Origin of the sequence: Actinomyces sp. Z16 (assembly GCF_003111765.1) — a bacterium.
Taxonomy (GTDB): Bacteria; Actinomycetota; Actinomycetes; order Actinomycetales; family Actinomycetaceae; genus Actinomyces; species Actinomyces glycerinitolerans.
The window spans coordinates 1,937,036-1,961,685 of the sequence record NZ_CP027862.1 but is presented as its reverse complement, the minus strand read 5'-3'; the positions used below and the strand labels follow the sequence as shown (position 1 = coordinate 1,961,685).

At 70.7% G+C, this 24,650-nt stretch carries 18 protein-coding genes; 8 read left to right on the top strand and 10 right to left on the bottom strand.

Features of this window, described 5'->3' with window-relative positions:
* Positions 1 to 138: 138 nt before the first annotated feature.
* A complete protein-coding gene (locus C3B71_RS16450) occupies positions 139 to 1,101 on the top strand; it encodes a protein kinase domain-containing protein (protein ID WP_234415850.1) in 963 nt (320 codons plus the stop codon).
* Between the two features lie 17 nt (positions 1,102 to 1,118).
* Positions 1,119 to 1,634, top strand: a complete 516-nt coding sequence (locus C3B71_RS16445; RefSeq protein ID WP_181574829.1) for a hypothetical protein — start codon at positions 1,119 to 1,121, stop codon at positions 1,632 to 1,634.
* Positions 1,635 to 1,760: 126 nt separating this feature from the next.
* On the opposite strand, the gene C3B71_RS08080 is transcribed toward C3B71_RS16445, so the two are convergent.
* The 5 genes from C3B71_RS08080 to C3B71_RS08060 form a co-directional block, all read right to left on the bottom strand.
* Positions 1,761 to 2,738 carry an SRPBCC family protein gene (locus C3B71_RS08080; RefSeq protein ID WP_108967286.1) on the bottom strand — a complete coding sequence of 326 codons (978 nt, stop codon included), beginning with the start codon at positions 2,736 to 2,738 and terminating at the stop codon, positions 1,761 to 1,763.
* Entirely contained in the window at positions 2,735 to 3,001 is a 267-nt protein-coding gene (locus C3B71_RS08075; protein WP_234415849.1) for a hypothetical protein, read from the bottom strand. Before C3B71_RS08075 ends, C3B71_RS08080 begins: the two co-directional genes overlap by 4 nt.
* A gap of 604 nt (positions 3,002 to 3,605) precedes the next feature.
* On the bottom strand, positions 3,606 to 4,976 hold the full coding sequence (gene sucB, locus C3B71_RS08070) for a 2-oxoglutarate dehydrogenase, E2 component, dihydrolipoamide succinyltransferase (protein WP_108967284.1): 1,371 nt from the start codon (positions 4,974 to 4,976) through the stop codon (positions 3,606 to 3,608).
* 64 nt (positions 4,977 to 5,040) lie between these two features.
* Positions 5,041 to 6,393 carry a dihydrolipoyl dehydrogenase gene (gene lpdA, locus C3B71_RS08065; RefSeq protein ID WP_181574831.1) on the bottom strand — a complete coding sequence of 451 codons (1,353 nt, stop codon included), beginning with the start codon at positions 6,391 to 6,393 and terminating at the stop codon, positions 5,041 to 5,043.
* Positions 6,394 to 6,579: 186 nt separating this feature from the next.
* A complete protein-coding gene (locus tag C3B71_RS08060) occupies positions 6,580 to 8,157 on the bottom strand; it encodes a leucyl aminopeptidase (RefSeq protein ID WP_073331829.1) in 1,578 nt (525 codons plus the stop codon).
* Positions 8,158 to 8,259: 102 nt separating this feature from the next.
* Here C3B71_RS08060 and C3B71_RS08055 point away from each other — a divergent pair, with 102 nt between their 5' ends.
* Positions 8,260 to 8,739, top strand: a complete 480-nt coding sequence (locus C3B71_RS08055; protein WP_073331832.1) for a hypothetical protein — start codon at positions 8,260 to 8,262, stop codon at positions 8,737 to 8,739.
* A gap of 19 nt (positions 8,740 to 8,758) precedes the next feature.
* Here the strand turns inward: C3B71_RS08055 and C3B71_RS08050 are convergent, their stop codons facing one another.
* On the bottom strand, positions 8,759 to 10,651 hold the full coding sequence (locus tag C3B71_RS08050; protein ID WP_108969702.1) for a chloride channel protein: 1,893 nt from the start codon (positions 10,649 to 10,651) through the stop codon (positions 8,759 to 8,761).
* Between the two features lie 26 nt (positions 10,652 to 10,677).
* Entirely contained in the window at positions 10,678 to 12,684 is a 2,007-nt protein-coding gene (locus tag C3B71_RS08045) for an alpha/beta hydrolase family protein (RefSeq protein WP_108967280.1), read from the bottom strand.
* 228 nt (positions 12,685 to 12,912) lie between these two features.
* Between C3B71_RS08045 and dxs the strand changes: the two genes are divergently transcribed.
* From dxs to pflA, 4 genes are all read left to right on the top strand, one after another.
* Positions 12,913 to 14,934 (top strand): 1-deoxy-D-xylulose-5-phosphate synthase, encoded by a 2,022-nt coding sequence (gene dxs / locus C3B71_RS08040; RefSeq protein WP_108967278.1) that lies wholly within the window; start codon positions 12,913 to 12,915, stop codon positions 14,932 to 14,934.
* A 446-nt stretch (positions 14,935 to 15,380) separates the two neighbouring features.
* Positions 15,381 to 17,498: a formate C-acetyltransferase gene (gene pflB, locus C3B71_RS08035; RefSeq protein WP_108967276.1), complete on the top strand. Its 2,118-nt coding sequence runs from the start codon at positions 15,381 to 15,383 to the stop codon at positions 17,496 to 17,498.
* Between the two features lie 71 nt (positions 17,499 to 17,569).
* Positions 17,570 to 17,815, top strand: a complete 246-nt coding sequence (gene grcA2, locus C3B71_RS08030; protein WP_073331841.1) for an autonomous glycyl radical cofactor GrcA2 — start codon at positions 17,570 to 17,572, stop codon at positions 17,813 to 17,815.
* 23 nt (positions 17,816 to 17,838) lie between these two features.
* A complete protein-coding gene (gene pflA, locus C3B71_RS08025; protein WP_108967274.1) occupies positions 17,839 to 18,717 on the top strand; it encodes a pyruvate formate-lyase-activating protein in 879 nt (292 codons plus the stop codon).
* Between the two features lie 114 nt (positions 18,718 to 18,831).
* On the opposite strand, the gene C3B71_RS08020 is transcribed toward pflA, so the two are convergent.
* Together C3B71_RS08020 and C3B71_RS08015 are read right to left on the bottom strand one after the other, a co-directional pair.
* A complete protein-coding gene (locus tag C3B71_RS08020; RefSeq protein ID WP_108967272.1) occupies positions 18,832 to 20,121 on the bottom strand; it encodes an HRDC domain-containing protein in 1,290 nt (429 codons plus the stop codon).
* Entirely contained in the window at positions 20,118 to 20,672 is a 555-nt protein-coding gene (locus C3B71_RS08015) for a DUF3000 domain-containing protein (protein WP_108967270.1), read from the bottom strand. The genes C3B71_RS08020 and C3B71_RS08015 overlap by 4 nt, the downstream gene beginning before the upstream one ends.
* 277 nt (positions 20,673 to 20,949) lie before the next feature.
* Between C3B71_RS08015 and C3B71_RS08010 the strand changes: the two genes are divergently transcribed.
* Entirely contained in the window at positions 20,950 to 22,035 is a 1,086-nt protein-coding gene (locus C3B71_RS08010; RefSeq protein WP_108967268.1) for a lipid II:glycine glycyltransferase FemX, read from the top strand.
* 25 nt (positions 22,036 to 22,060) lie between these two features.
* On the opposite strand, the gene treY is transcribed toward C3B71_RS08010, so the two are convergent.
* Positions 22,061 to 24,595: a malto-oligosyltrehalose synthase gene (gene treY / locus C3B71_RS08005; RefSeq protein WP_108967266.1), complete on the bottom strand. Its 2,535-nt coding sequence runs from the start codon at positions 24,593 to 24,595 to the stop codon at positions 22,061 to 22,063.
* Between the last annotated feature and the right edge of the window lie 55 nt (positions 24,596 to 24,650).

Sequence of the window (24,650 nt, the reverse complement as noted above, 5' to 3'; positions counted from 1 at the left end):
CGGCCTCAGCGACTTCGACCGGTCCGGGCGCGTAACCGGTGCCGGTCTCAACGGCGGGCGGTGACAGGTGTGACGGGTTTTCCACAGGCGACGCATTGACCCTGGCACCTTGGTGCCGCTCCGGCGAACATGGAGGCCATGGGCACCAACCAGCACCGCAGCCGCCGGCGGGACGAGCAGGCGGAGGATCCCGACGCGCTCGCGCCGCAACTGCAGGACGCACTCATAGAGGCGGGCCTCGCCGTCGGCTCGCCCCTGGGCGGCGACGCACCGGGCCGGCTAGCGCCCCGCCGCGGCCTGGATGGCGCCGGCCGCGACGTCGTGATCCATCTACTCGAACTGCCCGACGACGCCGCGGGGGCCCGCACGCTGCGCCGCCTGAACGAGCTGCGTGGGCTGACCCACCCCGCGATCGCCCCCGTGCGCGACGTCATCTTCCTGCCCGACGGGTACGCGGCGGTCGTCGTCGACCTGATCGCGGGCGCCGACCTGGCGGTGGTGCTCGGGGCGCGTGGTGGCTTGACCCGCGCCGAGGCAGCGCGGGTGCTCGACGACGTCGGCGGCGCGCTGGCACACCTGCATGCCCACGGTCTGGCACACGGGGACGTCTCACCCGCCAACGTCATGGTCACCACCGATGGCGGGCTGGTGCTCATTGACCTGTTCGGCGGCATCCTCGAGTCCGGGACCGACCGCTGCGCCGCCCCGAGCGCCACGGTGGCGGCCCCGCGACCCCGGCATCGGACGTGTACGCGCTGGCGGCCCTGCTGCGCGAATGCGCCTCCGGGTCGGCGCTGCTGCAGGCCCGCCTTGAACGCATCCTGCCCGACGCGCTCGACGCCGATCCGACCCGTCGTCCCACCGCCCGTGCCCTGGCGGCCCGGGCGCATGAACTGGCCCAGCCCGGCCGCCTGGTCCTGCCCGAGGGCGCCCGCCTGGCCGCGGGCGCCCTGCGTGCCGCGGCGGCCCGACCCACCCGCGTGGTCCCCACCCGCCGCGCGCTGCGCCGTCGTCGGGGGCCGGCAGCGCGGCCCGAAGCGGGACGCGGGCGCCGGCGCGGCCGATCTCGCACGGGGCGACGGCGGCTGGCTGCTGCACTAGTCGGCCTGGTGGCGCTGGTGAGCGTGTTGGGTTTGGGCGTCGGGTTACTCGGCGTCGGCCAGGCGGCACGGGCCACGGCGCCCGGCACCGGCGCAGCCGCCGGCGCCCCGGCCACGGTCCCTGCTCCGACGCAAGTCGCGGAGGAGAGCCTGTTGGAGGTGGTGGTGGACCTGACCGGGCGGCGCGACGCCGCCTTGAATGCCGGTGACGGCGTCGCCCTGGCCGACACCACGGTGCCGCACTCGCCGGCGGCGAACGCCGATGCGGCCGTGTTGGAGGCGCTGGCCGCGGCGGGGGAGAGCGTCGACGGGCTGGACACCGATGTGCTCGGCGTGACCGAGGTGGACGTGCCGGAGGACTGTGAGCAGACCTGGGTGGGCGCCCGGGCCGTGCGCATCCGTCAGTCCCAGCCGGCCTCCACCCGCACGGGCGCGGACGGTGCCGTGCGCACCGTGCCGGCGCTGGCGGCACGCGAGGTGATACTGATCCTCGTCCCCGACCCGTGGCGCGTGGCTGAGGTGCGCGCTGCGTAGAGCGCCAATGTCGATTTCCTCGTGAGGCTCTGATGTTCCCGGGGCTCAGGCCGTCATCCAGCGACGACAGTTGCCCACCTCTGGAATCGATCATCTAGGGCGCTCAGGTGCAACGCCGGCCGGGTCTCATAGAGAGGCGGCGACCGTCCTGGCGATGGCGCCGAAGGTGTTGACCATGCCTATGCGTGTCAGTCGCCGGGTCACCGGGTGTAGTAGACGCCCGGACAGGCGCCAGACACGGTATGCGCGCGTGAAGGTCAGCTCGCACCCGCCGGGTGCCGGTCGCAGAACGAAGCTGTCGTAGGAGTGGGTTTGGCCGTCATACGGCCCGGTGAGAATGGTCTTCACCCAGCACACCACGTCGGTCCCAAGCTCGAGGTGTCTCCAGCGCAAATCCAGGTGGCGGCTTCTGTTGCGCGAGCGGTGCATACTGACAATCCCATCCAGATGCTGCTCGCGCACCTCTGTTGGCAATACGGCCCATCCGGTGAGCATCCCCGGATCGGCCAGCACCGCGTGCACCAGCTCCGGTGGTGCAGAGATGAATCGTCTCAGGCACAGGGCTCCGGATGGCGTCTCCGGCAACAGGCCGCGGTCGACTTTAGTAACGCCTGGGGAGCGGAGGTGGCCCCCGTCGTGTGTGGCCAGATCGGCGTGCAGTCGTTCTGTATCCACGTCGAGGTGGGCGAGTATGCGCATCGGCGCCCCGCCCTCCGTCTCCAGCAGGCTTCTCAGAGCGGATAGGGAAGTACTGAAATCATTACGACGATCGGCGGCGAACTGCTGAGCCTGGCCGGACAAGGGGATATCGCCGAGGTTGGCCAGCCTCTGCGCCTCCTGGCCGGGCGACTGCAGCGAAGCCGGTATGGCGGTTGCGTCTATGCCGAGGGTCGCCAGGTCCGCGGCGGATACTTCGTACATGGCGCGTCGGGCGTTCGCCAGGGTGACTCCGTGCGTGCCGAGCAGCGCCGCCGCCTCACCGCCCTGGGCGAGCAGCCCCAGCAGCAGGTGGTCGATGTCGATCTCAGGGTGCTGCAAACGCCCGGCCTCATGTCGCGCATAACTAATCCAGGACCACAGATGGGTACGGCTCGATACTGTCATCGGTTCCTCCTCCTGGTGGGTGCCAGTCCTGGTTCGACTCGTTTCGCGTACTTCTTGTGGACGGCCTGGCGGGTGACGCCGAGGTTGTTCGCGATTTCCGTCCAGCCCATGCCAGCGCGCAGAGCAGCCTCAACCTGTGCAAGCTCCAGAGTCTCGGTGAGTCTGCGCAAGGCGGCCACGGCGCGCAAACCGGTTGTCGGCTCTGTCGTATCGGCTGCCGCGGCGGCCACTTGGTCGGGTGTAGGTGTCGTTTTCAAAGCCACGTAAGCAACTTACGTTGACAGGTGGTGGCTTGTCAACCAAAGTTGCGCAGATATGCGACCGTGGGTTCTGGACGTACATGCATCTGCAGGATCAAGGCTTTCGCTGCGACGCCAGGGGAAGCCGGTGTTGATCGGGTAGTGCGTGACTCGGCGCGCTTCCCGCAGACGGTTCGCGATGCGTCGTGTGGATCCGGGATGACTGGCAATGGTCCGGCCCGGGCCGGACAACTGCGCCGGAGATGCGGGGGCTCGGCCACCCGATGGCGCCGCACACCCCAGGCCCGGCTCGGAGGGGTTCGCGACCGGGCGGCTCACGACTTCGCCAGTCTGGACCCCTTACGTCACGTCTGTTTGGACCGCCCCAGTTGCACACTACGGCGGTCCAAACGGAGAGAAGCGGTCCGAACACCAAACAGAGGACTACGGTCCAAACGGGGAGGGCGGTGACCCAATAGGGCCTGCGGCGCGCGAACCCGAAACAACGGCGGGCCCGCGTACCGACCCGGCGTGGCCTGGCTGTCTAGGGCGACAGGCCCGCAACCACGGCGGGGCCCGCACGCGTTGCGTGCGGGCCCCGCGGCTGCCTTTGAGGGGGTGGGCTGCGCTACAGCCTCAGCTCGCCGGCGAAGTCGCCGTCCTCCAGGCGCTTCTTGACGGTCATGAGGTACCGGGAGGCGTCCGCGCCGTCGACCAGTCGGTGGTCGTAGGACAGGGACAGGTAGCACACCGAGCGCACGGCAATGACCTCGTTGCCGTCGCCGTCCTTGACTACGCGGGGCTGGCGGGTGATGGCACCCAGGCCGAGGATGGCGACCTCGGGCGGGTTGACGATCGGGGTGTCGAACAGGGCGCCGCCGGAGCCGGTGTTGGTGATCGTGAAGGTCGCACCGGACAGCTCACCGGCGTCGACCCGGTTCTCGCGAGTACGCGCGGCCAGGTCGTTGATGCGCTTGGCCAGGCCCGGAATGTTCAGGTCGCCGGCGTGCTTGACCACGGGCACGTACAGCCCGCGCGGAGTGTCCACCGCGATGCCGATGTGCTCGACGTCGTGGTAGGTCACCTCGTCCTCCGCGATGGTCGCATTCAGCTTCGGGTGTGCCTTGAGCGCCTCCGTGGCGGCGGCCACGAAGAACGGCAGGTAGGTGAGCTTGGTGCCGTTGCGCGCCAGGAACTCGTCCTTGGCGCGAGCACGCAGGGCGGTGATGCGGGTCACATCCACCTCCACGACCGTGGTCAGCTGGGCGGAGGTCTGCAGCGATGTCATCATGCGGTCGCCGATCAGGCGGCGCAGGCGGCTCATCTTCTCAGTGCGGCCACGCAGCTCGGACTCGCCGGCCGACGGCGCGGGGCGGGTCGGGCTCGCCGCGGTGGGAGCGGCCGAAGACGCCGCCGGCTGCGGTGCGGAGACGGGTGCAGCAGGCTCGGCCTGCGGTGCCGGCGTGGCCTCGGCCTGTGGTGCAGGCGCGGCGGCCTCCGCCCGCGCCGCCGCCGCGGCCTCCACGTCCTGCTTGCGGATGCGTCCGCCGACGCCGGTGCCGGTGACGGTGGCCAGGTCGACGCCCCGCTCACGGGCGAGCTTGCGCACGATCGGAGTGACATAGCCGACCGACGGCGATGCGTCCGGGGCGGCGGGTGCCGTTGGAGCCGGTGCCGCGGCGGGCTCGGGTGTCGGCGCGGCGGGCTCCTGCGGCGTCGAAGCGGCAGGCGCGGGCTCGGCGGGCGCGCCGCCGGCCTCGGCCGGATCGCCCACGATGGCCAGGACGGTGCCGACCTCGGCGTTCTCGTCCTCGGCGACGCGGATCTCCAGCAGGGTTCCGGAAACCGGGGAGGGGACCTCGGTGTCGACCTTGTCGGTGGCCACCTCCAGCAGGGGTTCACCGACCTCGACGGTGTCTCCCACGGACTTCAGCCAGGAGGAGACGGTTCCCTCGGTTACCGACTCGCCCAGGGCGGGCATCTTCACGGACTCAGCCATTAGAGCTTGCCTTCCTCGTTGGTTTGCTGATTGCCAGTTCAATTCGGGTGGAGCGAGTATGCGGTCAGCCGTGGTTGTGCAGCGGCTTGCCGGCCAGCGCCATGGCGGCCTCGCCGATGGTCTCGTTCTGGGTGGGGTGGGCGTGCACCAGGGCGGCGACGTCGTTGGCGTCGGCCTCCCACGACACGATCAACTGGCCCTCGCCGACCTGCTCACCCATGCGGGCGCCGATGGCGTGGAAGCCGAGGATGGGACCGTCCTTCAGGGACACCAGCTTCACGAAGCCCTGCGTGCCCAGGATCTGGGACTTGGCATTGCCGGCCACGTTGAACTGGCTGGTGACGATGTTCTCCGCGCCGTGCAACTCGGCGGCGCGCGCCTCGGACAGCCCCACGGAGGCGATCTGCGGCTCGCAGAAGGTCACCTTGGGCACCTTGACGTCGTCGACCGGCTCGGGATCCAGGCCCGCGATCCGCTCGGCGACGGCGATTCCCTGCGCGAAGCCGCGGTGAGCCAGCTGCACGCCGGGCACGATATCGCCCACGGCCCACACCCCGGGAACGTTCGTGCGCCCGTGCGGGTCGGTGAGCACAAAGCCGCGGTCCATGGCCACGCCCACCTCCTCAAAGCCCAGGTTGGCGGTGGCCGGGCCGCGGCCCACCGCGATCAGCAGCACCTCGGCCTCGGTGACGGCACCATCGGCGGTGCGCACCCGCACGCCGCTATGCGTGCGTTCAACGGACTCGAAGCGGGTGCCGACGCGGAAGTTGATGCGCCGCTTGCGGAAGGCACGCTCGAGCTGCTTGGAGATCGCCTCGTCCTCGTTGGGAACCAGGTGCGGCAAGGCCTCGATGATGGTGACCTGGCTGCCCAGGGAGGCCCAGGCGGAGGCGAACTCCACCCCGATCACCCCGCCTCCCAGGATCACCGCGGACGCAGGCACGTGATCGAGTTCGAGGGCCTGCTCGCTGGTGATCACCGGCCCGGAGATCTCCTGCCCCATGGTCTTGGAGTAGGAGCCGGAGGCGAGAACCACGTTGCGGCCCCGGTAGTGCCGGCCCGCCACCTCGACCGTGTCCGGCGCGACCAGGCGGCCCCAGCCTCCCACCAGGTCGATGCCGCGGGAGGAGACCAGCCCCTGCAGCCCCTTGTACATGCGGGCGACGATGCTGTTCTTGTACTCCTGGACGGCGGGCATGTCGATGCCCTCCAGGGCCGCCCGGATGCCGACTGCGGAGGCCTCCCGAACCGCGTCCGCGGTCTCCGCCGCGTGCAGGATGGCCTTGGTGGGCACGCAGCCGCGGTGCAGGCAGGTGCCACCCACCTTGTCCGCCTCAACCAGTGCCACGCGCAGCCCGAGCTGGGCGCCGCGCAGCGCCGCCGCGTACCCGCCCGAGCCGCCCCCGAGCACCACCATGTCGTAAACGGCGTCTTGACCGGTTCCGGCCCCGTCGATCGCACCTGCTTGTGTCACGTGCATGCTTCCTTTCAAAGTCGGCCGTGAGCGGCGGTGTTGTTCGGCGGCCAGCGATGGCCGCGGTCCCGCGAATGGGGACGAGAGTCCCGGGTAGCCTACGGCATGGATCACCTGCACGGCGAGTGTTTACTCAGCTCGGTCGGTGCCCTGCCGCGCGCCCGTGATCCGGTCCTCCAGGAAGGCCAACAGCGTGGCGACGCCGAAGCCGGTCCCACCGGTGGGGGTCAGCCCCCAGGCGGACTTTTCGTTGTAGGCGGGCCCCGCAATATCCAGGTGCGCCCACGGGGTCCGGCCCACGAACTCGCGCAGGAACAGCCCCGCCACGAGCATGCCGCCGGCCCGGTTGCCGACGGCGGCATTGCGCAGATCCGCGAAGGGGGACTCCAGGTTGGCGCGCAGATACGCCGGCAACGGCATGGGCCAGAAGTCCTCCCCGGCGCGCTCGGCCGCGGCGATGACGCCGTCGCGCACCGATTCGCTACCCATCACCGCGGCGACGCGCTCGCCCAACGCCACGATCTGTGCGCCGGTCAGGGTCGCGACGTCCACCACGACGTCGGGCTCCTCGGCGACGGCGGCGGCCAGGGCATCGGCGAGCACCAGCCTGCCCTCGGCATCGGTGTTGGTCACCTCAACGGTAGTGCCGTCGAATATGGTGACCACGTCGCCCGGACGCTGGGCGGCCCCACCGGGAAGGTTCTCCGCCAGGGCGAGCCAGGCGGTCGTCTTGACCGGCAGCCCCAGCCGGGCCGCTGCCAGCGTTGCGGACAGCACGGTGGCCGCCCCGGCCATGTCCGACTTCATGGTGGGCATGGAGGTTGGCGGCTTCAGCGACAGGCCGCCGGAGTCGAAGGTGATGCCCTTGCCCACCAGGGCGACGTGCTCGGCGTCCTTGACTCGCGGCGTCCAGGCCACGCGGACCAGGCGGGGCGGATGCACCGCCCCCTGGCCGACTCCCGCAATTCCGCCGAAGCCGTCGGCTGCCAGGCGCTTGTCGTCATACACCTCAACCTCCAAGCGGCCGTCCTTGCGGCCGGGCCCGGCCGCGGCGGCGGCTCGGCGGGCGTACTCGACGAAGGCGGTGGGGGTGAGTGAGGCGGGCGGGTCATTGACCAGGTCCCGGGTGGCGGCCACCGCCTCGGCCAGGACGCGGGCGCGCTGCAGCACCGGCGCCGCCCCATCCGCTGGGCTGCGGCGCAGCAGCGTGCGCGGCAGTGGGCCCAGCGGGGTCAGCACCGTGATCCGGGCCAGGGGTGCTGTCGGCTCCGGGATCCGCCGTGACCAGACGTAGGCGCCCTCCAACGCGCCCTCGGCTACTGCGGCCAGGCGCTCGGTGGTGTCCGCGGGTAGGGCGAAGACCGCATGCTCGGTTCCGGCCAGGTCGCGGGCGGCGCGTCCGGCCGCCCGGCGCAGTGCGGCGACGTCGTCGCCGTCGCCGGTGCCCACCACCAGCAGGGTGGGGGCCAGCGAATCCCGGCGCGAGTGCTCCAGCGCCGCCGTGGGCACCCGCACCACGGCGTCGAGGGCCGCGGTGAAGCCGAGAGTGGACAGCAGTGCCGGCAGCGCGCTCAGATCCGGCAGGATGCCCAGTCCGGACTCCTCACCGAGCAGAACCGGTGCGTCGGCTTCCGCGCGGGCCGCCAATACCAGGACATCGCCGCCCACCTCTGCGGCCGACAGACTGGAGGTCGTAATCTCACTCATGCGGGAATGGTAACGTCACAGCGCCGGCCACTGCCGGGCCCGCCGGGCGCCATCCGGGAACGGCCCGGCTCCGAATCAGTGCACCACGAGGTCAGTAACCGTATGGATGAGTCTTCCCAGGCGCGGTCCCTCAACGACACGCGCCGTCCCGCGCACGGCTGGGGGCGCGCACTCGTGGGGGTCTTCGCGCTTTTCGGCCTGGCGGTGGCCCTGCCCGCCTTCGTCGACCTGGCCCGGTCGGGTGCGGGCATGCGCCTGCCGGCCGGGCTCAGTGGCCTATGCGGGGTGGGCTACGTGGTGCTGTCGGTTGCCGTGGCTCACAACGGCCGGCGCATGCGGCGTGTCGGATGGGCTTGCCTAGTAGTTGAGTTGGTGGGGCTCGTCGCCGTCAATGTGGTGGGCCTGACGGGCTCCGCCTGGTCGGTGTGGGGGAGTGCCTGGTGGTACCTGCCGGTGCTCCTGCCGCTGGTCGGCGGCGCGCAATTGTGGCTGGCCGATCCGCGTCGCATCGTCACCAATGCCGAGCGCATCACCGACATCTCCGACACGATCCAGGGAACCGTTCACCGCGACCGCAAGTAACCGCCCTCAAGGGGCGCGCTCAACGTGTGCGGCGACGGCGCAGCCACGCCTGCGTGCGCGACCCCAGGGAGGTGCGCTGCTCGGCGGCCTCGACGGCACGCCGCTGCTGCCGGTACAGGCGCCGCACCATGTCCTCCTGACTCACCCAGCCGATCAGCTCCAGTCCACCGTCCGGCAGCGCCTGCGTGACCGGCAGCGCCTCCAGGTGGGATTCGATCAGCGCCCCCAGCACACGGTGCGCGTCCGCGCCGCCGTCAACGTGCTCCCGGTCCAGGGGCAGCCCGCCCACGCATCGCGGAGAACCGTAGGCCTCGCCGGTGTCGGGGTGGGAGCGCGCCTCCGCGACGGCGACGGCGGAGACACACCCCAGCCAGACCGGCTTCGGGTCCCCGGCGCCGGCCCCCGGCCGACCGGCCGCGGTGTCCCCCACCACCGGCAGGCGCACCGCACCCGCCGCACGCAGCGCCTCGGCGGCCTCGGCCAGCGAGGCGGTGGCCTCCAGCACCGCCGGGGGCGCGTGCATCAGGCCGCGGGCGTCCACCCGGCCCACCAGCGTGGCACGCACCGGGTCGTCAATGTCATCGCCGCGGCGGCGCAGCTCTTCGGTGTAGATCGTGGTGCGGGTCAGGAACCGGCTCATGGTGGTGGACAGCGCCACCGCCAGCATCAGCGGCAGCAGCAGGTGGTACTGGCCGGTCATCTCGATGATCAGCACGGTGCCGGTGATGGGTGCGCGCGCCGAGCCCGCGAAGACCGCGCCCATGCCGATCACTCCGAACACGGCCGCAGCCTCGGGCCGATTCGGCGCCAGCGCGGTGCCCCAGGCCGCCCCCAGGGTGGCCCCGATGCACAGCGACGGCGCGAACACGCCACCGGTCATACCGACCCCCAGGGTCACCGAGGTCGCCAGGATCTTCGCGGCCGTGAGTCCCAGCAGTGCTGCCGCCGTGTACTGGCCGCCCAGGGCACGATCCAGCACCGCGGCCGACTCGCCGTACACCTCCGGCACCGCCAGCAGCAGCGCCCCCACCAGCAGCCCGCCCACCGCGGGCCGGACCCAGGCGGGCAGGTGCAGCCGGTCGCCGACAGCCCCCAACAGGTCCGCCGCCAGGTAGCGACAGCGGGAGAAGATCACCCCGACAACGCCGCCGACCAGGCCCAGCAGCGCCACCCACAGCAGCTGGGCGTCGCCGTGCAGGTCAAGCGCCGGCAGCGACACCGACAGGGTGGTCCCCAGCAGGTGGTGCGCCAGCACCGTGGCGGCCACGCAGGCCAGCACCACGAAGGCGAAGGCGTCCACGGTGAAGTCCATGAGCACCACCTCCAGGGCGAAGAATGCCCCGGCCAGTGGGGCGTTGAAGGCGGCGGCGATCCCGGCGGCCGTGCCCGCGGCCGCCAGTAGGCGCACGGAGCGCCGCGGCAGCCCCAGGCGCCGCCCGAAGACGCTGGCCGTACTCGCGCCCAGCTCGGCGATCGGTCCCTCCGGCCCCACCGATCCGCCGCCACCAATGGTCAATGTGGCGGCGAGCACGCTCGCGCCGGCGGGTAGGGGAGCCATGGTGCCGTCGGACCGACGGGCCGACCAGATCACCCCCGCCACGCCGTGGCCCGTGGCGGTGGCACCCAGCCGGCTCATCAGCACCCCGACCAACAGACCGGACAGCACCGGCGCCGCCAGCACGAACCCACGGCCCAGGCCCGCCAGCACCCCGGTGGACGGCCCCAGAATCAGGGTGTAGTCATCGGTACCGGTCAGGACCCGGGTCCACAGGTCGATGCCGGCCCGAAAGACGACGGCACCGGCCCCGGCCGTCAAACCGGTGAGTACCGCCAGAATGAACAGTCCGGTGCGGTGGTAGCGCAGCAGATTCAGGGTGTGCTCCCGCAGCCGGCCGCCTGCATTTCTGGGCACGAGTGCAGTCACGGCCGGCGCGGGTGTCAGCGGTCCAGGTTATCCACGTGCAGGGCGACCCGCTCCAGCACCGGGGAGGCCAGGCCCCACACCTGTGCGTAGAAGCTCAGCTCGTCCTGGTAGGCGCGGTGCACGTTGGCGGCGAGGCTGAAGCCGTGCCCCTCGCCCTGGAAGACCTCCAGGGCGACCGGCAGCCCCTTGGCCTTGACCGCCTCGTACATGCCGGTGGCCTGAGCGGGCGGAATGATCGGGTCGGCGCTGCCCTGCAACAGCAACAGCGGGGCGTGAATGTCATCGATGCGGTTGATCGGGGAGCGCTCGGCGTAGACCGGGTCATCCAGGTCGTCCGCGCCCACCAGCCTTTGAATGTAACGGGACTCGAACTTGTGAGTGGTGCGGGCCAACTGGGCCAGGTCGGCCACCCCGTACAGGGAGGTGCCGGCGCTGAACACGTCGGAGCGGGCCAGCGCCGCCAGGGCGGTGAATCCGCCGGCGGAGGCACCACGCACCGCGATGCGGGCCGGGTCCACCTTGCCGGAGTCGGCCAGGAACTGGGCCCCCGAGACGACGTCGTCAACGTCGTACACGCCCCACTTGCCGTTCAGCAGGCGCCGGTAGTCCGAGCCGTAGCCGGTCGAACCACGGTAGTTAACGGCCAGATAGGCGAAACCGCGGCTGGTCCAGAACTGGATGCGCAGGTCATACCCGGTGCGGTCCATGGCGGTGGGGCCGCCGTGCACGCCCACGATCAGCGGCGGCAGCTCGTCGTCGGGACCGACATAGGCGGAGGAGGCCGGGGCGTAGAAGAAGCCGTGCGCGGTGGCGCCGTCGGTGGTGGGCCAGGAGACGGGCTCGGCGAAGGAGATGCCGGCGTCGTGAGCGGAGAAGTCACCCGAGCCGCGCAGAATCTCCACCTGCCGTCCACGCACCTCCACGATGCTGGGCAGCTCGGTCTCACTGCCGGCCAGCATGACGACGCGTCCCCCGGAGGAGGCGACGTTGCCCATCGGCTGCCAGCCGACGTTCCACTCCTCCAGCTCCCCATTGGCCAGCTTGACCGTGCCCAGGTGCCACACGCCGTCGCGCGCCCAGGAGGCGATCAAATGCTCGCCGTCGAGCACGTCGAAGTGGTGCGGCCCCAGCACCCAGGCGGGGGAGGTGAAGGTCGCGTCGATCGGGTGCAGCGGGCGGGTGCGCAGAGACTCGGTCCAGCCCTCGCGGTTGGTGCCGCGGCGCGGGAATCCCTCGGTGCGGTACAGGTTCCAGAAGCCGGAGGCGTTGGACACGTGCACGAGTTCGCACTCCTCGGTCCAGCGCGGCTCGGACACGGAATAGCCGGCGCCCCCGTCGACGACGGTCTGGGAGCCGATGGTGCCGTCCGGGAGCAGGTCACCCACGTGCAGGGTGGCGTTGTCCCAGGGCATGTCCGGGTGGTTCCAGGTGATCCAGGCCAGGTGCTCCCCGTCCGGCGACAGCGTGGGGGAGACCACGAAGTCGGTGTCGGACACGATCGTGGTGCAGGCGGCGTCGTCGCGGGCGGCCGAGCCGTCCAGCGGAATGGCCACCAGCGTGTTGACCGGCTCGCCGTCGCCGCGATGGTCCTCGCGCACCGCGTAGACCAGGCCGCGGGCGGTGTCGATCTCCAGGTCGCCGTGGCGCACGTCCCCGTAGATGGTCAGCGGCACCAGGCCGCGCAGCCGGTGGGCGACGTCGTAGCGGTACAGGCGCCCATCGCCGGCGTGGGAGACGACGATGATGCCGGAGTCGACGGCGTAGGCGCGCCCGCCGTACTCATGCACGCGGGTGCGGGCGTCCACCAGCTCGTCGGCCGGCGTCAGCGGCAGTACCTCACCGATCTGTCCGTCGCCGTCCCGGCGCAGCAGGACCTGGCGGCCGGCCTGGGAGGCGCGCTGCTCCACCCAGTAGGTGTCCCCGCCATCCACGCGCACCTGTGACAGGGACAGGGTGCGGGTGGTGATGGTTCCGGGGGTGATCGGCGAGGGCCAGGTCCCGTACGGCGCTGTGGTACTCATCGTTCCTCCTGAAAGCGGTGGGTCGGCGCAGGGCGCCCGTCGGGCGGTGCGCACGGTCCGGGGCCAACCCTACGTGTTCCCGGCTGCACGGTGTCCGCTTGTGGCGCCTAGTGGGCCGCGGGTCGTGGCGGCCCGCCCGGCGCGGATGTGCATATGCTGGGACGCCGTGGTGGCAGCGGTTCCCCGCGTGCCGCCGCAACCCGACCGGCAATAGGAGGAGACGCGCCGATGAGTGAGACCCCTGCCACCCTCGGCGCGGCCGGTGCTGACCGCACAGGTGGTGTTCCCGACGCCGTCGGCACCCCCTCATCCCTGCCCGCTACGCCACTGCTCAGCCGCATCCACCGCCCAGCCGACCTGCGCGGCCTGACCAGTGACGAAATCGAGGCGCTCGCGGCCGAGATCCGCCGCTACCTGGTGGCCACGGTGGCGCGCACCGGCGGGCACCTCGGCCCCAACCTCGGGGTCGTCGAGCTGACCCTGGCCCTGCACCGCACCTTCCGCTCTCCGCGCGACACCATCGTCTTCGACACGGGCCACCAGGCCTACGTGCACAAGCTGCTCACCGGTCGGCAGGACTTCAGTCGGCTGCGCGAACGCGGCGGCGTATCCGGCTACCCCTCCCGGCAGGAGTCCATTCACGACGTCGTCGAGAACTCCCACGCCTCTACCGCCCTGTCCTGGGCGGACGGCATCGCCCGCGCCAACCACCTGCAGGGACGCGACCGGCACATCGTCGCCGTGATCGGTGACGGGGCGCTGACCGGCGGCATGGCGTGGGAGGCGCTGAACAATATTGCCGACTCCGCCGATAAGCACCTGGTGATCGTGGTCAACGACAACGGTCGCTCCTACGCGCCCACCATCGGTGGACTGGCGCACCACTTGGACGCGCTGCGCACCAATCCCGGCTACGAGCGCATGCTGTCCAGTGTGAAGCACACGCTGCTGTCGCAAGGTGCTCCGGGGCGCGCCGCCTTCGATGCGCTGCACGGCCTGAAGCGCGGTCTCAAGGACATCCTGGTGCCCTCGGCCTTCTTCGAGGACTTGGGCATCAAGTACACCGGGCCGGTCGACGGGCATGACGAGACCGCGGTGGAGTTCGCCCTGGCCCGGGCGCGGGACTACACCGAACCGGTGATCGTCCACGTCATCACCGAGAAGGGGCGCGGCTACACCCCGGCCGAGGAGGACGCCGCCGACCGCTTCCACGCCGTCGGCCGCATCCACCCGGAGACCGGTTTGCCGGTGGTGCCCTCCCGCTTCGGGTGGACCGCCGTCGTCGCCGAGGAGCTGCTGGCGCTGGCTCGTGCCGACAAGCGGGTTGTGGGCATAACCGCCGCCATGCAACAGCCGGTCGGTCTGCAGCCACTGGCCGACGCGCTGCCCGATCGGGTGATCGACGTCGGCATCGCCGAGCAGCACGCGCTCACCAGCGCGGCCGGCATGGCCTTCGCCGGCCTGCATCCGGTGGTCGCGCTGTACGCGACCTTCCTCAATCGGGCCTTCGACCAGGTGCTCATGGACGTGGGCCTGCACCGGGCCGGCGTCACCGTGTTGCTGGATCGGGCCGGCATCACCGGCACCGACGGCGCCAGCCACAATGGCATGTGGGACATGGCGCTGTTGGCGCACGTGCCCGGCCTGCATCTGGCCGCGCCCCGCGACGAGGCCACGTTGCGCCAGGCCGTGCGGGATGCGGTCGACGTGGACGATGCGCCCACGGTGGTGCGCTATCCGAAGGGCTCCCTACCCGCCCCGCTGCCGGCCGTGCGCACCGTGGGGGAGGACGACGGGCCCTTCGGCGCCGTGGACGTTCTGCTAGACACGGCGGGGGAGCGGCCGGTGCTGCTGGTTGGAGTGGGTGCCATGGCCGAGAACGCGCTCGACGCCGGGCGGAGCCTGACTGCGGAGGGGGTTGCCGTGCGGGTGGTGTGTCCGCGCTGGCCCGTGCCGGTGCCGGACGCGCTGGTCGAGCTCGCCCGCGCCGCGAGCGGCACGGTGGTGGTGGAGGACGGGCTCGTGGAGGGCGGCGTGGGCTCGCAGCTGCGCGACGCCGTCGAGGACGCCTCCCTTGCGGACGGAGTCGCGGAGGTCCCCCGCGTAGCCCGGCTGGGTGTGCCGCGCCGCTTCCTGCCGACGGCCACGCGCGAGCAGCTGCTGGCCGACTTCGGCATGGACCGCGCGGGGATCTGCGCAGCGGTGCGTCGCCTCGTGAATCCGGACACGGCCCCGGACGGCAGGGGCTGATCTCGGCCCCGACCGGCGCACCCACGCAGATGTAGGACACCAGTCCCAGGCTGGGGGTGGAGCGTGGCTCGGGGCGATGCGTCGGCGTCGTCCGGTTGAACGAGCGGCACGCGACCGGAGGCGGCGCGCGCGACGGACTGGCATGAGGGTATCTAGAGCAGATTGCCGGGGCGGGCGCGGATCGCCGTGATTGTGCGGTTCTTGGGTGTTCGCGGGGAGTGGTGACCGGAGGAACAGGTTGCGCCGACGCCTAGGACTAACGTCCTAGGTTAGGTTGGGCTGGGTAGTGGCTGTGAGTCATCCCACCGGGTGGTTTTGAATCGGCATGACACAAAGCGGGACGTCTGGCCTAGTCTTAACTCGACGGCGCAACGATGTACCGCCACGCCTCACAAGGGCGCACACCATCGGGTGGCGTGAGCCACCCACCCTATAGGAGGGCACGGATGACAACCGAGGTCACAGCATCCGCCACTGCGGACGAGACCACCAGCCGCGACGCGTGGGAGGGCTTCACCAAGGGCCCGTGGACCGAGGATATTGACGTCCGGGACTTCATCCAGCGTAACTACACCCCGTACGCGGGCGACGCGTCGTTCCTTGCCGGCGCCACCGACAAGACCCTGCGCCTGTGGGACACCCTGGAGAAGAACTACCTGTCTGAGGAGCGCAAGGTGCGCATCCTCGACGTCGACACGCACACCCCGTCCGACATCGACGCATTCCCTGCCGGCTACATCAGCGAGGACGACGACGTCATCGTCGGCCTGCAGACAGACTCCCCGCTCAAGCGCGCCATGATGCCCAACGGTGGCTGGCGCATGGTGGAGCAGGCGATCAAGGAGGCCGGCAAGGAGGTCGACCCCGAGGTCAAGAAGATCTTCACCCGCTACCGCAAGACCCACAATGACGCGGTCTTCGACATCTACACCCCGCGCATCCGTGCCGCCCGCAGCTCCCACATCATCACCGGCCTGCCCGACGCCTACGGCCGCGGCCGCATCATCGGCGACTACCGCCGCGTCGCCCTGTACGGCGTCGACCGCCTCATCGAGCTCAAGCAGCAGGCCAAGGACGCCGTTGCCGACAAGCCCTTCTCCGAGCACTGGGCCCGGTACCGCGAGGAGCACGCCGAGCAGATCAAGGCGCTGAAGAAGCTCAAGAACATGGCCGCCTCCTACGGCTTCGACATCTCCGGCCCCGCCAAGGACGCCCACGAGGCCGTGCAGTGGACCTACTTCGCCTACCTGGCCTCCGTGAAGTCCCAGGACGGCGCCGCCATGAGCATCGGTCGCCTGTCCGCCTTCCTCGACATCTACTTCGAGCGCGACCTGAAGAACGGCGTCATCGACGAGTCCCGCGCCCAGGAGCTCATCGACAACATCGTCATGAAGCTGCGCATCACCCGCTTCCTGCGCACCACCGACTACGACCAGATCTTCTCCGGCGACCCCTATTGGGCCACCTGGTCCGACGCCGGCTTCGGCGAGGACGGCCGCCCGCTGGTCACCAAGACCTCCTTCCGGCTGCTGCAGACTCTGCGCAACCTGGGTCCGGCCCCGGAGCCGAACATCACCATCTTCTGGAACGAGGACCTGCCCAAGGGCTACAAGGACTTCTGCGCCCTGATCTCCATCACCACCTCCGCCATCCAGTACGAGGCGGACGAGCAGATCCGCGAGCACTGGGGCGACGACGCCGCCATCGCCTGCTGCGTTTCCCCGATGCGGGTCGGCAAGCAGATGCAGTTCTTCGGTGCCCGCGTGAACGCCGCCAAGGCGCTGCTGTACGCCATCAACGGCGGCCGCGACGAGATGACCGGCAAGCAGGTCGTCACCGGCCTGCCCGGCATCGAGGGCGACGCCCCGCTCGACTTCGACGAGGTCTGGGACAAGTACGAGAAGATGCTCGACTGGGTGGTCGGCACCTACGTCGAGGCGCTGAACATCATTCACTACTGCCACGACCGCTACGCCTACGAGGCCATCGAGATGGCGCTGCACGACTCCGACATCGTGCGCACCATGGGCTGCGGCATCGCGGGCCTGTCGATCGTCGCCGACTCGCTGAGTGCCATCAAGTACGCCAAGGTCACGCCGGTGCGCGATGAGACCGGCCTCGTGGTCGACTACGTCACCGAGGGCGACTTCCCGATCTACGGCAACGACGACGACCGCGCCGACGAGATCGCCGCGACGGTGGTCCACACCATCATGTCCAAGATCAAGGAGCAGCCCCTGTACCGGGACGCCATCCCGACCCAGTCCGTGCTGACGATCACCTCCAACGTCGTCTACGGCAAGGCCACCGGCTCCTTCCCGTCCGGCCACCAGAAGGGCACCCCCTTCTCCCCGGGTGCCAACCCGGAGAACGGCATGGACACGCACGGCATGGTCGCCTCCATGCTGAGCGTCGGCAAGCTTGACTACAACGACGCCCTCGACGGCATCTCCCTGACCAACACCATCACGCCCCAGGGCCTGGGCCGCACGCTCGACGAGCGCGTGTCCAACCTCGTGGGCATCCTCGACGCCGGGTTCGTCCCCGAGAACGTCGAGGCCTGATCGCGCCGCCCCGGCGGTTGCCACCAGACCATCTGAATCAACTCATTCTCACCATTAGAAAGGGGCCGCACATGCCCACATACGAAGAGCGCCTGGAGTCCATGAAGGCTCAGCGCGACGACAACGGCGGAGTCAAGGGCCTGTACCACGCCAACATCAACGTGCTGGACCGCAGCACGCTGGAGGACGCCATGGAGCACCCGGAGAACTACCCGAACCTGACGGTGCGTGTCTCCGGCTACGCCGTCAACTTCGTGAAGCTGACCCGCGAGCAGCAGCTCGACGTGCTCAACCGCACCTTCCACGCCGGCGCCTGAACCGACACGGGTGAGGGACTCAGATGACTGAGACCATCACCCCGGAGCAGATCGGCGGCCGGGACCAGGACTTTCTGGCCCCGGCCGCCCGTCTGCGCGGGGCCGGAATCGGCGGGCTCGAGGAGCTGACCGACCTTCAGAGATCCGAGCGCCTCGCCCGCATGCGTGAGGGCACCTTGGGGTCCATCCACTCCTGGGAGCTGGTTACCGCCGTCGACGGGCCGGGTACCCGGATGACGATCTTCCTCAACGGTTGCCCGCTGCGCTGCCTTTACTGCCACAACCCGGACACCTTCCTCATGCGGGACGGCGAGCCGGTTGAAGCCGACGAGCTCCTACGCCGGATCGGGCGCTACCGGAACGTCTTCAAGGCCACCGGCGGCGGCATCACCCTGTCCGGTGGGGAGGTGCTCATGCAGCCGGCCTTCGCCGCACGCATCCTCGCCGGCGCGAAGGCCATGGGGATCCACACCTGCATCGACACCTCGGGCTACCTCGGCCAGCACGCCTCGGATGAGATGCTCGACAACATCGACCTGGTGCTGCTGGACGTCAAGAGCGGCGACGAGGAGACCTATAAGAAGGTCACCGGCCGCGAACTCGCCCCGACGATCGACTTCGGCGACCGTCTGGCCGCCAAGGGCATCGAGACCTGGGTGCGCTTCGTGCTGGTACCGGGGCTGACAGATGACCCGCAGAACGTGGAGAACGTGGCCCGCATCGTGGAGCGCTGGCGGCCGGTGGTCTCCCGCGTTGAGGTGCTGCCATTCCACCAGATGGGCACCGACAAATGGGATGCGCTGAAGCTGGAGTACAAGCTCCGCGACACCCGTCCGCCCGAGCCTGAACTGGTGGAGTCCACCCGCCAGATCTTCCGCGCGCACGGGTTCACAGTGCACTGATCTTCTGCGCCCGCTGCGCGAACCGCCCCCGGCACGTAACGCGTGCCGGGGGCGGTTCGGCTTTGCGCTGCTACTTCGACCGGCCTCGGCGAGGGGACGGAGGTCTGGTGCGGATCAGTGCAGGGCGGTGGCAAGCGACCGGGCCACCTGCTCGATCTGCCAGGGACGCGCATCGAAGGAGGCCAACAGGGCGGACACACCCGCCACGGACACGTCGACGCGCCGACCAGCGGCCTCGGCCTCGCCGACCTCCCACGCCAGACGCCGCTGTGCGTCCGTGCCCAGCAGTACCTCGTGGCGGATCCGCAACTGCTCGGCGCGTTCCCGCACGCCGCCGCGTACCCGCTCCAGTGCCGCCGCCGATTCGGGATGATGCCGCGGCCACGAGCGCGGCTGTGGCAGCTCTCCCGGGGCCAGTGGCGCATGCACGGGCGGCAGCTGATCCTCCGGCAGCTCCAGGGCGCGCTCCACGGCCCGCCACCACAGCTCCTGGTGTTGGCGCGCCGTGCGCGAGGAGAACTCCCGCAGGCCGGCCAGCCGGCGCGGCGACGTCGGGCGTATCACCGCCGCCGCCACCAGGGCCCGGTGGGGCAGCACCTTCGACGGGGTCACGTCCAACTGCCGGGCGAGCTCCTCGCGCGCGATCCAGAGCTCACGCAGCACCGCCGCCGAGCGGGGCGAACGCAGCGCCGGGCCGGAGCGGGGCGTGCGCCGCCAGGGATCGGGACGGGGCGCCCGGGCAGGATGGGCCAGTTCGTAGGCGAACTCCTCGGCCGCCCACTCGGCGCGCCCGGCCGCATGCAGTTCTTCAGCGAGTGCGTCGCGCAGGGGCAACAGCAGTTCGACGTCGAGCGCCGCGTAAACCAGCCACGACTCCGGCAGCGGCCGCGTCGACCAGTCGGCGGCCGCATGGTCCTTGGCCAGACGCAGTCCCAGCGTCTCCTCGATGACGGCGCCCAGCCCCACGTGTTCGCGCCCCAGCAGGCGGGCCGCCAACTCGGTGTCGAACAGGCGCTCGGTGGACAGCCCCAACGCCGTCAGACAGGGCAAATCCTGGTCGGCGGCGTGCAGCACCCACTCCGGGCCGTCCAGGGCGGCGGCCAGGGCTGACAGCTCGCCCGCGCCCTGCGGGTCCACCAGCACCGTCCCGGCGCCCGCGCGGCGCAGCTGCACCAGGTAGGCGTCCTGACCGTAGCGGAAACCGGAGGCCCGCTCGGCGTCGACGGCAACCGGCCCGGTGCCGGCCGCCAGGGCGGCGGCCTGGCGGGCGAGTGCGGCAGGCGTGTCGGTCACGGCGGGCAGCCCCTCGGCGGGCTGCTGATAGGCGACGACGGCGTCGGCGGGGACCGGGCGGTCGGTTGTGCCCGGGACGGCGGCCGGGCTGGGTGCGGGGGCGGCGGTCATCGCGTCGCTCCCGCCAGGCCCAACGGGACGGCGCTTTCCGGCTCGTGCCCCGCCGCCAAGTGAATCAGTTCGTACCAGGCCTGCAAATGCGGGCCGAGGTCGGGCGTGGTCGGAGTCCAGGAGGAGCGGATCTCCACCTGGGCGCTGGCGTCGGTCAGTTCCAGGCCTCCGAAGGTGTCGGACAGCACCCGGGTGACGGTGCCGACCAGGGCGTGTCGGCCGGCGCCGGCATGCTCAAGCGCGTCGGTCAGCCAGGACCAGGCGGCGGCGCCGAGCAGCGGGTCCGCGCCGATGGCCTCATCGACCCGTGCACGCACCATCACCACCAGCCGGAAGTCGCCGTCCCAAGCGGGCTGCGTCGCCGGGTCGTGCAGCACCACGAAGCGTCCAGAGGCCAGCGGCGTGCCCGCCTCCGTTTGAACCGTCTCCGCCGTGAGGGCGGCGGCGTAGGGGGCGAGCCGAGACGGCGCGGGCACCTCCTCCAGAATCAGGCCGCGCGGTCGGGCGACTTCGCGCAGTGACAGCAGAGCGGTGCGGAAACGTTCCGGCATCGAGGATGCGGCCGACTCTGGGGCCGACGCGCGGGGGATATCAGCCACCGCCCCAGGCTACCGGCGCGCGTGCGCCCACCGCGTCGCCACGCCGTGTCAAGGGCCGCCGTCGGACACGTCTCAGGCGCAAGCGCACCGCAGGCCCGTCTCCTGGTCTATCGTGAGACCGGCCAGGCGGGCGCAGCTCGCGGCGGCGACACCATCAGCCCCAAGACAGGACAGGAACCCCATCCATGACCTTGCCCGAGAACGCCACCCCCGCGCATCCGGCGGCACCATGCGGCGCATCGACTGGGAGACCTTCCGGCACATCGCCGCCGACGCCGACACCACGCTGCCCATCGAGCAGAGCGCCGCGTGGGACGCCTTCGACGCGGCCGTGGACGGACGCGAGCCCTGGGGACGACTGGTCTACTCCGCCTCCGACGGCACCCCCCGCGCCCTGATCTCGCTAACCCGCATGTCCGTGCGCGGCTTCCCCTACCTGTGGGCCCGGCACGCCCCGGTGTGGCTGGGCGCAGAGCCGACCGCCGAGGAGGAGGCCGAGCTGCGGGAACTGCTGGTTCAGGGCGTGCGCTTCCACGACCCGGCCATTGTCTTTGTGCGCCTGCACTGCACCCACTCCGCCCCGGAGTTGCACGAACTGCTGCAGACCATGCCCCACGACCGCACCATCATTTTGAACTTGGACCGGGAGGACGACGAGGCCTTCCTGGCATCCTTCAAGTCACGCGGGCGCCGGGACGTGCGCAAGGCGCTGCGTAACACCGAGCTGACCTTCCACGATGAGACGGACCGGGCCGAGCAGGTATTCGGGGAGCTGTACCAGATCCTCCTGGAGACCGGCGACCGTGACGGCTTCCACGCCGCCCCGGAGGACACCTACCGGACCATGCTGCGCACGCTCGGCACCGACCACTGCCGACTGTACGTGGTGCGCCGGAACGGCGGGGAGGCGCTGGCCTGGAGCATCGACACCCTGTGGGGCGACGGTGCGGCGCACTACTATGCCGCTTCCACCGCCGAGGGGCGGCGCAGCCTGGCCGCCGACGCGCTCGTGTACAAGGCGGGCTGTTGGTTGCGCGAGCGCGGCGCGCGCACCTGGGACCTGATGGGGGTGGGGTCCGAGCGAACCCCCGAACTGAACGGCGTCGGCAGTTTCAAGGCCAAGTTCACCGCCGACGGTCCAGTATCCGTGCCCGGACCGTGGGACCTGCTGGTGCGGCCGCGCGTGTACGCCGGGCTGGTGAAGGCACTGGAGCTCAAGCACCGTGCGGAGGCGGGCGTTGCCGCTGCGCGCAGCCGGATCGGTGCGCTGCGCGGCGGCGTCGGCGACGACTCGGACGCCGCGGCGCAGCAGTAGCCGGGCCGCGCGGCGCGGGCGAGCCTCAGGGCTGCTCGCGGTGCGGGCGGGCCAGGACCACCACCGACTCCCCGCCGACGACGTCGGCCAGGAGCCGGGTGCCGCCGGACACCGGTGCGCCGGTGAGAACATCGGTCCACTCGCCCTGCGGCAGCACAATGGTGTGGCCGCCCCAGCCGCCGAGTCGTTCGAGACGACGCCCCAGGCGTCGCACCACCACGACGACATCGGCCTGATCGTCCAACAGACGGGCGTAGGCGAAGGCGCAGGCGGTAGTCGTCGGCAGCGGCATGTAGCCGGAACGCTCGCCGACGAAGGTCTCGGGCCTTTCGGCGCGCAGCCGACACAGTCGGCTGGTCAGGCGCAGCTTGGCCTCATCCAGCGTCAGTTCGGCATGCGGCTCGGCCTGCTCCACCCGGTCGAGGGCGGCACGCAGACCACCGTCGGAGTCATAGTCGACCGGGCGGCGGTTGTCCGGGTCCACCAGTGAGGTGCGGGTGACCTCGCTGCCCTGGTAAACGTCTGCGACTCCGAGCCAGGTGAGCGTCATCGCCTTGTTCGCCAGGATGGTGTCCCGCACGGCGCGGGACGTCAGTGCGGCGAAGTCGTTCAGCTCCTCGGCCACGTCCGCGCGCGCCAGCAGGGCGGTTGCGTAGTAGGCCAGTTGGCCCTCGCGCTCGGTGTCCGGTGCCGTCCACGTCGTCCACGACTTCTGCTCGCGGGCCGCCTTGATCAGGTAGGCCCCCAGCCGCTCGCCGGTGATGGGGTCTCCGGAGTCGGGAGCCCAGGTGCCCCACAGCGTCTGCCACAACAGATTCTCGGTGGCCCCATCCAGATCGGCGGGGCGTATACCCGCGGTCAGATCACGCAGCCGATGAACTACCTCGGCCCATTCGGCGGCGTAGGAGGCGAGCACGTCGATGCGTGCGCGCACGTCCTCGCTGCGTTTGGTGTCATGGGTGGTGGACGTGACCATGGTGGCGGGCCAGCTGCGCTGGACGCGCCCGGCCCAGGCGTGCGCCTCATCGGCGGGTAGGGCGAAACCGGCGGGGTCGCCGCCCACCTCGGTCAGGCTGGTCAGGTGCGTCCACCGGTAGAAGGTGGTGTCCTCCACGCCCTTGGCGGTGACCGCGCCACACACCTGCTGGAAGCGGGTGATGATCTCCGCCCGCTCCGGTGAGTCCGAGGGCTCACCGGAGCCAACCTGCTCGCCCAGCAGGAGCGCCACCACCAGGTCGAGCGTGGGGAACTGGTCGGGAGTCAGGTGGGCGCGCGCTCGTGCGGCGGTGTCCCGCAACACGGCGGCCTGCTCCGCGTCGGCCTGCCGTCCCGGAAGCACATAGGCCCGGTAGCGGTCAGCGGCCACCAGAAGTTCGACCACGCAGGCGCGCAGGTCCCGGAAGGTGTGGTCGGACAGATACAGGTCCCGGGAGGTGATGGCGTGCAGCAGGTCCACCAGCCGGTTCACTTCTGAGGCCAGGGAGCCGGCGATGATCTCCCGCTTGGCGTCGCCGGAAACGCGAGCGTAGTCGATCGGCACGTTACCGGTGAGTTCTCGCATCAGGGCGCCAAGCGTGCGGGCTCCTGCGGGATCGACCTGTAGCTGGTCGATGCGCCAGGCGGCGTCGTATCCGGTGGTGCCGGCGGCGCGCCAGGAGTACGGCAGCAGTTCGTCGGGGGCGAGGATCTTCTCCGCTGCGACCCAGGCGCCGCCCGTGGCCTGGGCGAGCCGATCCAGGTAGCCCTCCGGGTCGGACAGGCCGTCGGGGTGATCCACCCGCAGGGCGTCGATCGCCCCGGCGTCGACCAGCTCCAGGATGAGTGCGTGCGAGCCTGCGAAGACCTCCGGGTCCTCCACGCGCACGGCCGCCAGCGTGGCAATGTCGAAGAAGCGCCGGTAATTCAGTTCCTCGTCACCCACCCGCCAGTAGGCGAGCCGATAGTGCTGGCGGCCCAGCAGCTCCGGCAAGGGCAGGGCGTGGGTGCCCGCGGCGAGCGGAAAGACGTGGTCGTAGTAGCGCAGCACCCACTGCTCGCCCCGCTCCGGCTCGGTGGGTATGACCATGCGCTCCACGGTGAACTCGCCGTCGGTCAGGGCCTGCCCGATCCGCTGACCGAGCACCGGCATTAGCAGCTTCTCGCCGCGGGGGGCATCGAACCAGGCGGCATACGGTGAGTCCGCTCCGTCCCGCAGCACGGACCACAGGGGCGGGTTGTGCCATACCGGGGTCGGCACCGACATGTGGTTGGGGACGATGTCCACCACCACGCCCATGCCGGCGGCGTGGGCCTCGCGGGCAAGCTTCTCCAGGCCCTCCCGACCGCCCATCACGGCGCTGATGCGGGTGTGGTCGACGACGTCGTAGCCGTGGGTCGAGCCCGGGCTGGCCGCCAGGACGGGGGAGAGGTACAGGTCGGTCACGCCCAGTCTGCGCAGGTAGGGCAGCTGGGCGCGCACGTCGTCGAAGGTCAGCGACTCTCCCAACTGCAGTCGGTAGGTGGTAACCGGGGTGCGCTTGGACGGATCGGGCAGGTGACGGGCGGCGTCGTCGTCATTCATGCGAGCTCTCCTGCCTGCTCGGTGACCACGGTTGTCGCCGGTTCGGACGGTGCGG

What these genes read in the sequence shown, in the direction of transcription:
- C3B71_RS08080 (WP_108967286.1), bottom strand. Translation starts at nt 2,738, where the DNA reads ATGACAGTATCGAGCCGTACCCATCTGTGGTCCTGGATTAGTTATGCG.
- C3B71_RS08020 (WP_108967272.1), bottom strand. Translation starts at nt 20,121, where the DNA reads ATGACCGCCGCCCCCGCACCCAGCCCGGCCGCCGTCCCGGGCACAACC.
- pflB (WP_108967276.1), top strand. Translation starts at nt 15,381, where the DNA reads ATGACAACCGAGGTCACAGCATCCGCCACTGCGGACGAGACCACCAGC.
- treY (WP_108967266.1), bottom strand. Translation starts at nt 24,595, where the DNA reads ATGAATGACGACGACGCCGCCCGTCACCTGCCCGATCCGTCCAAGCGC.
- sucB (WP_108967284.1), bottom strand. Translation starts at nt 4,976, where the DNA reads ATGGCTGAGTCCGTGAAGATGCCCGCCCTGGGCGAGTCGGTAACCGAG.
- C3B71_RS08060 (WP_073331829.1), bottom strand. Translation starts at nt 8,157, where the DNA reads ATGAGTGAGATTACGACCTCCAGTCTGTCGGCCGCAGAGGTGGGCGGC.
- C3B71_RS08010 (WP_108967268.1), top strand. Translation starts at nt 20,950, where the DNA reads ATGCGGCGCATCGACTGGGAGACCTTCCGGCACATCGCCGCCGACGCC.
- C3B71_RS08015 (WP_108967270.1), bottom strand. Translation starts at nt 20,672, where the DNA reads ATGCCGGAACGTTTCCGCACCGCTCTGCTGTCACTGCGCGAAGTCGCC.
- lpdA (WP_181574831.1), bottom strand. Translation starts at nt 6,393, where the DNA reads ATGGTGGTGCTCGGGGGCGGCTCGGGCGGGTACGCGGCGGCGCTGCGC.
- grcA2 (WP_073331841.1), top strand. Translation starts at nt 17,570, where the DNA reads ATGCCCACATACGAAGAGCGCCTGGAGTCCATGAAGGCTCAGCGCGAC.
- C3B71_RS08045 (WP_108967280.1), bottom strand. Translation starts at nt 12,684, where the DNA reads ATGAGTACCACAGCGCCGTACGGGACCTGGCCCTCGCCGATCACCCCC.
- C3B71_RS08055 (WP_073331832.1), top strand. Translation starts at nt 8,260, where the DNA reads ATGGATGAGTCTTCCCAGGCGCGGTCCCTCAACGACACGCGCCGTCCC.
- dxs (WP_108967278.1), top strand. Translation starts at nt 12,913, where the DNA reads ATGAGTGAGACCCCTGCCACCCTCGGCGCGGCCGGTGCTGACCGCACA.
- C3B71_RS16450 (WP_234415850.1), top strand. Translation starts at nt 139, where the DNA reads ATGGGCACCAACCAGCACCGCAGCCGCCGGCGGGACGAGCAGGCGGAG.
- pflA (WP_108967274.1), top strand. Translation starts at nt 17,839, where the DNA reads ATGACTGAGACCATCACCCCGGAGCAGATCGGCGGCCGGGACCAGGAC.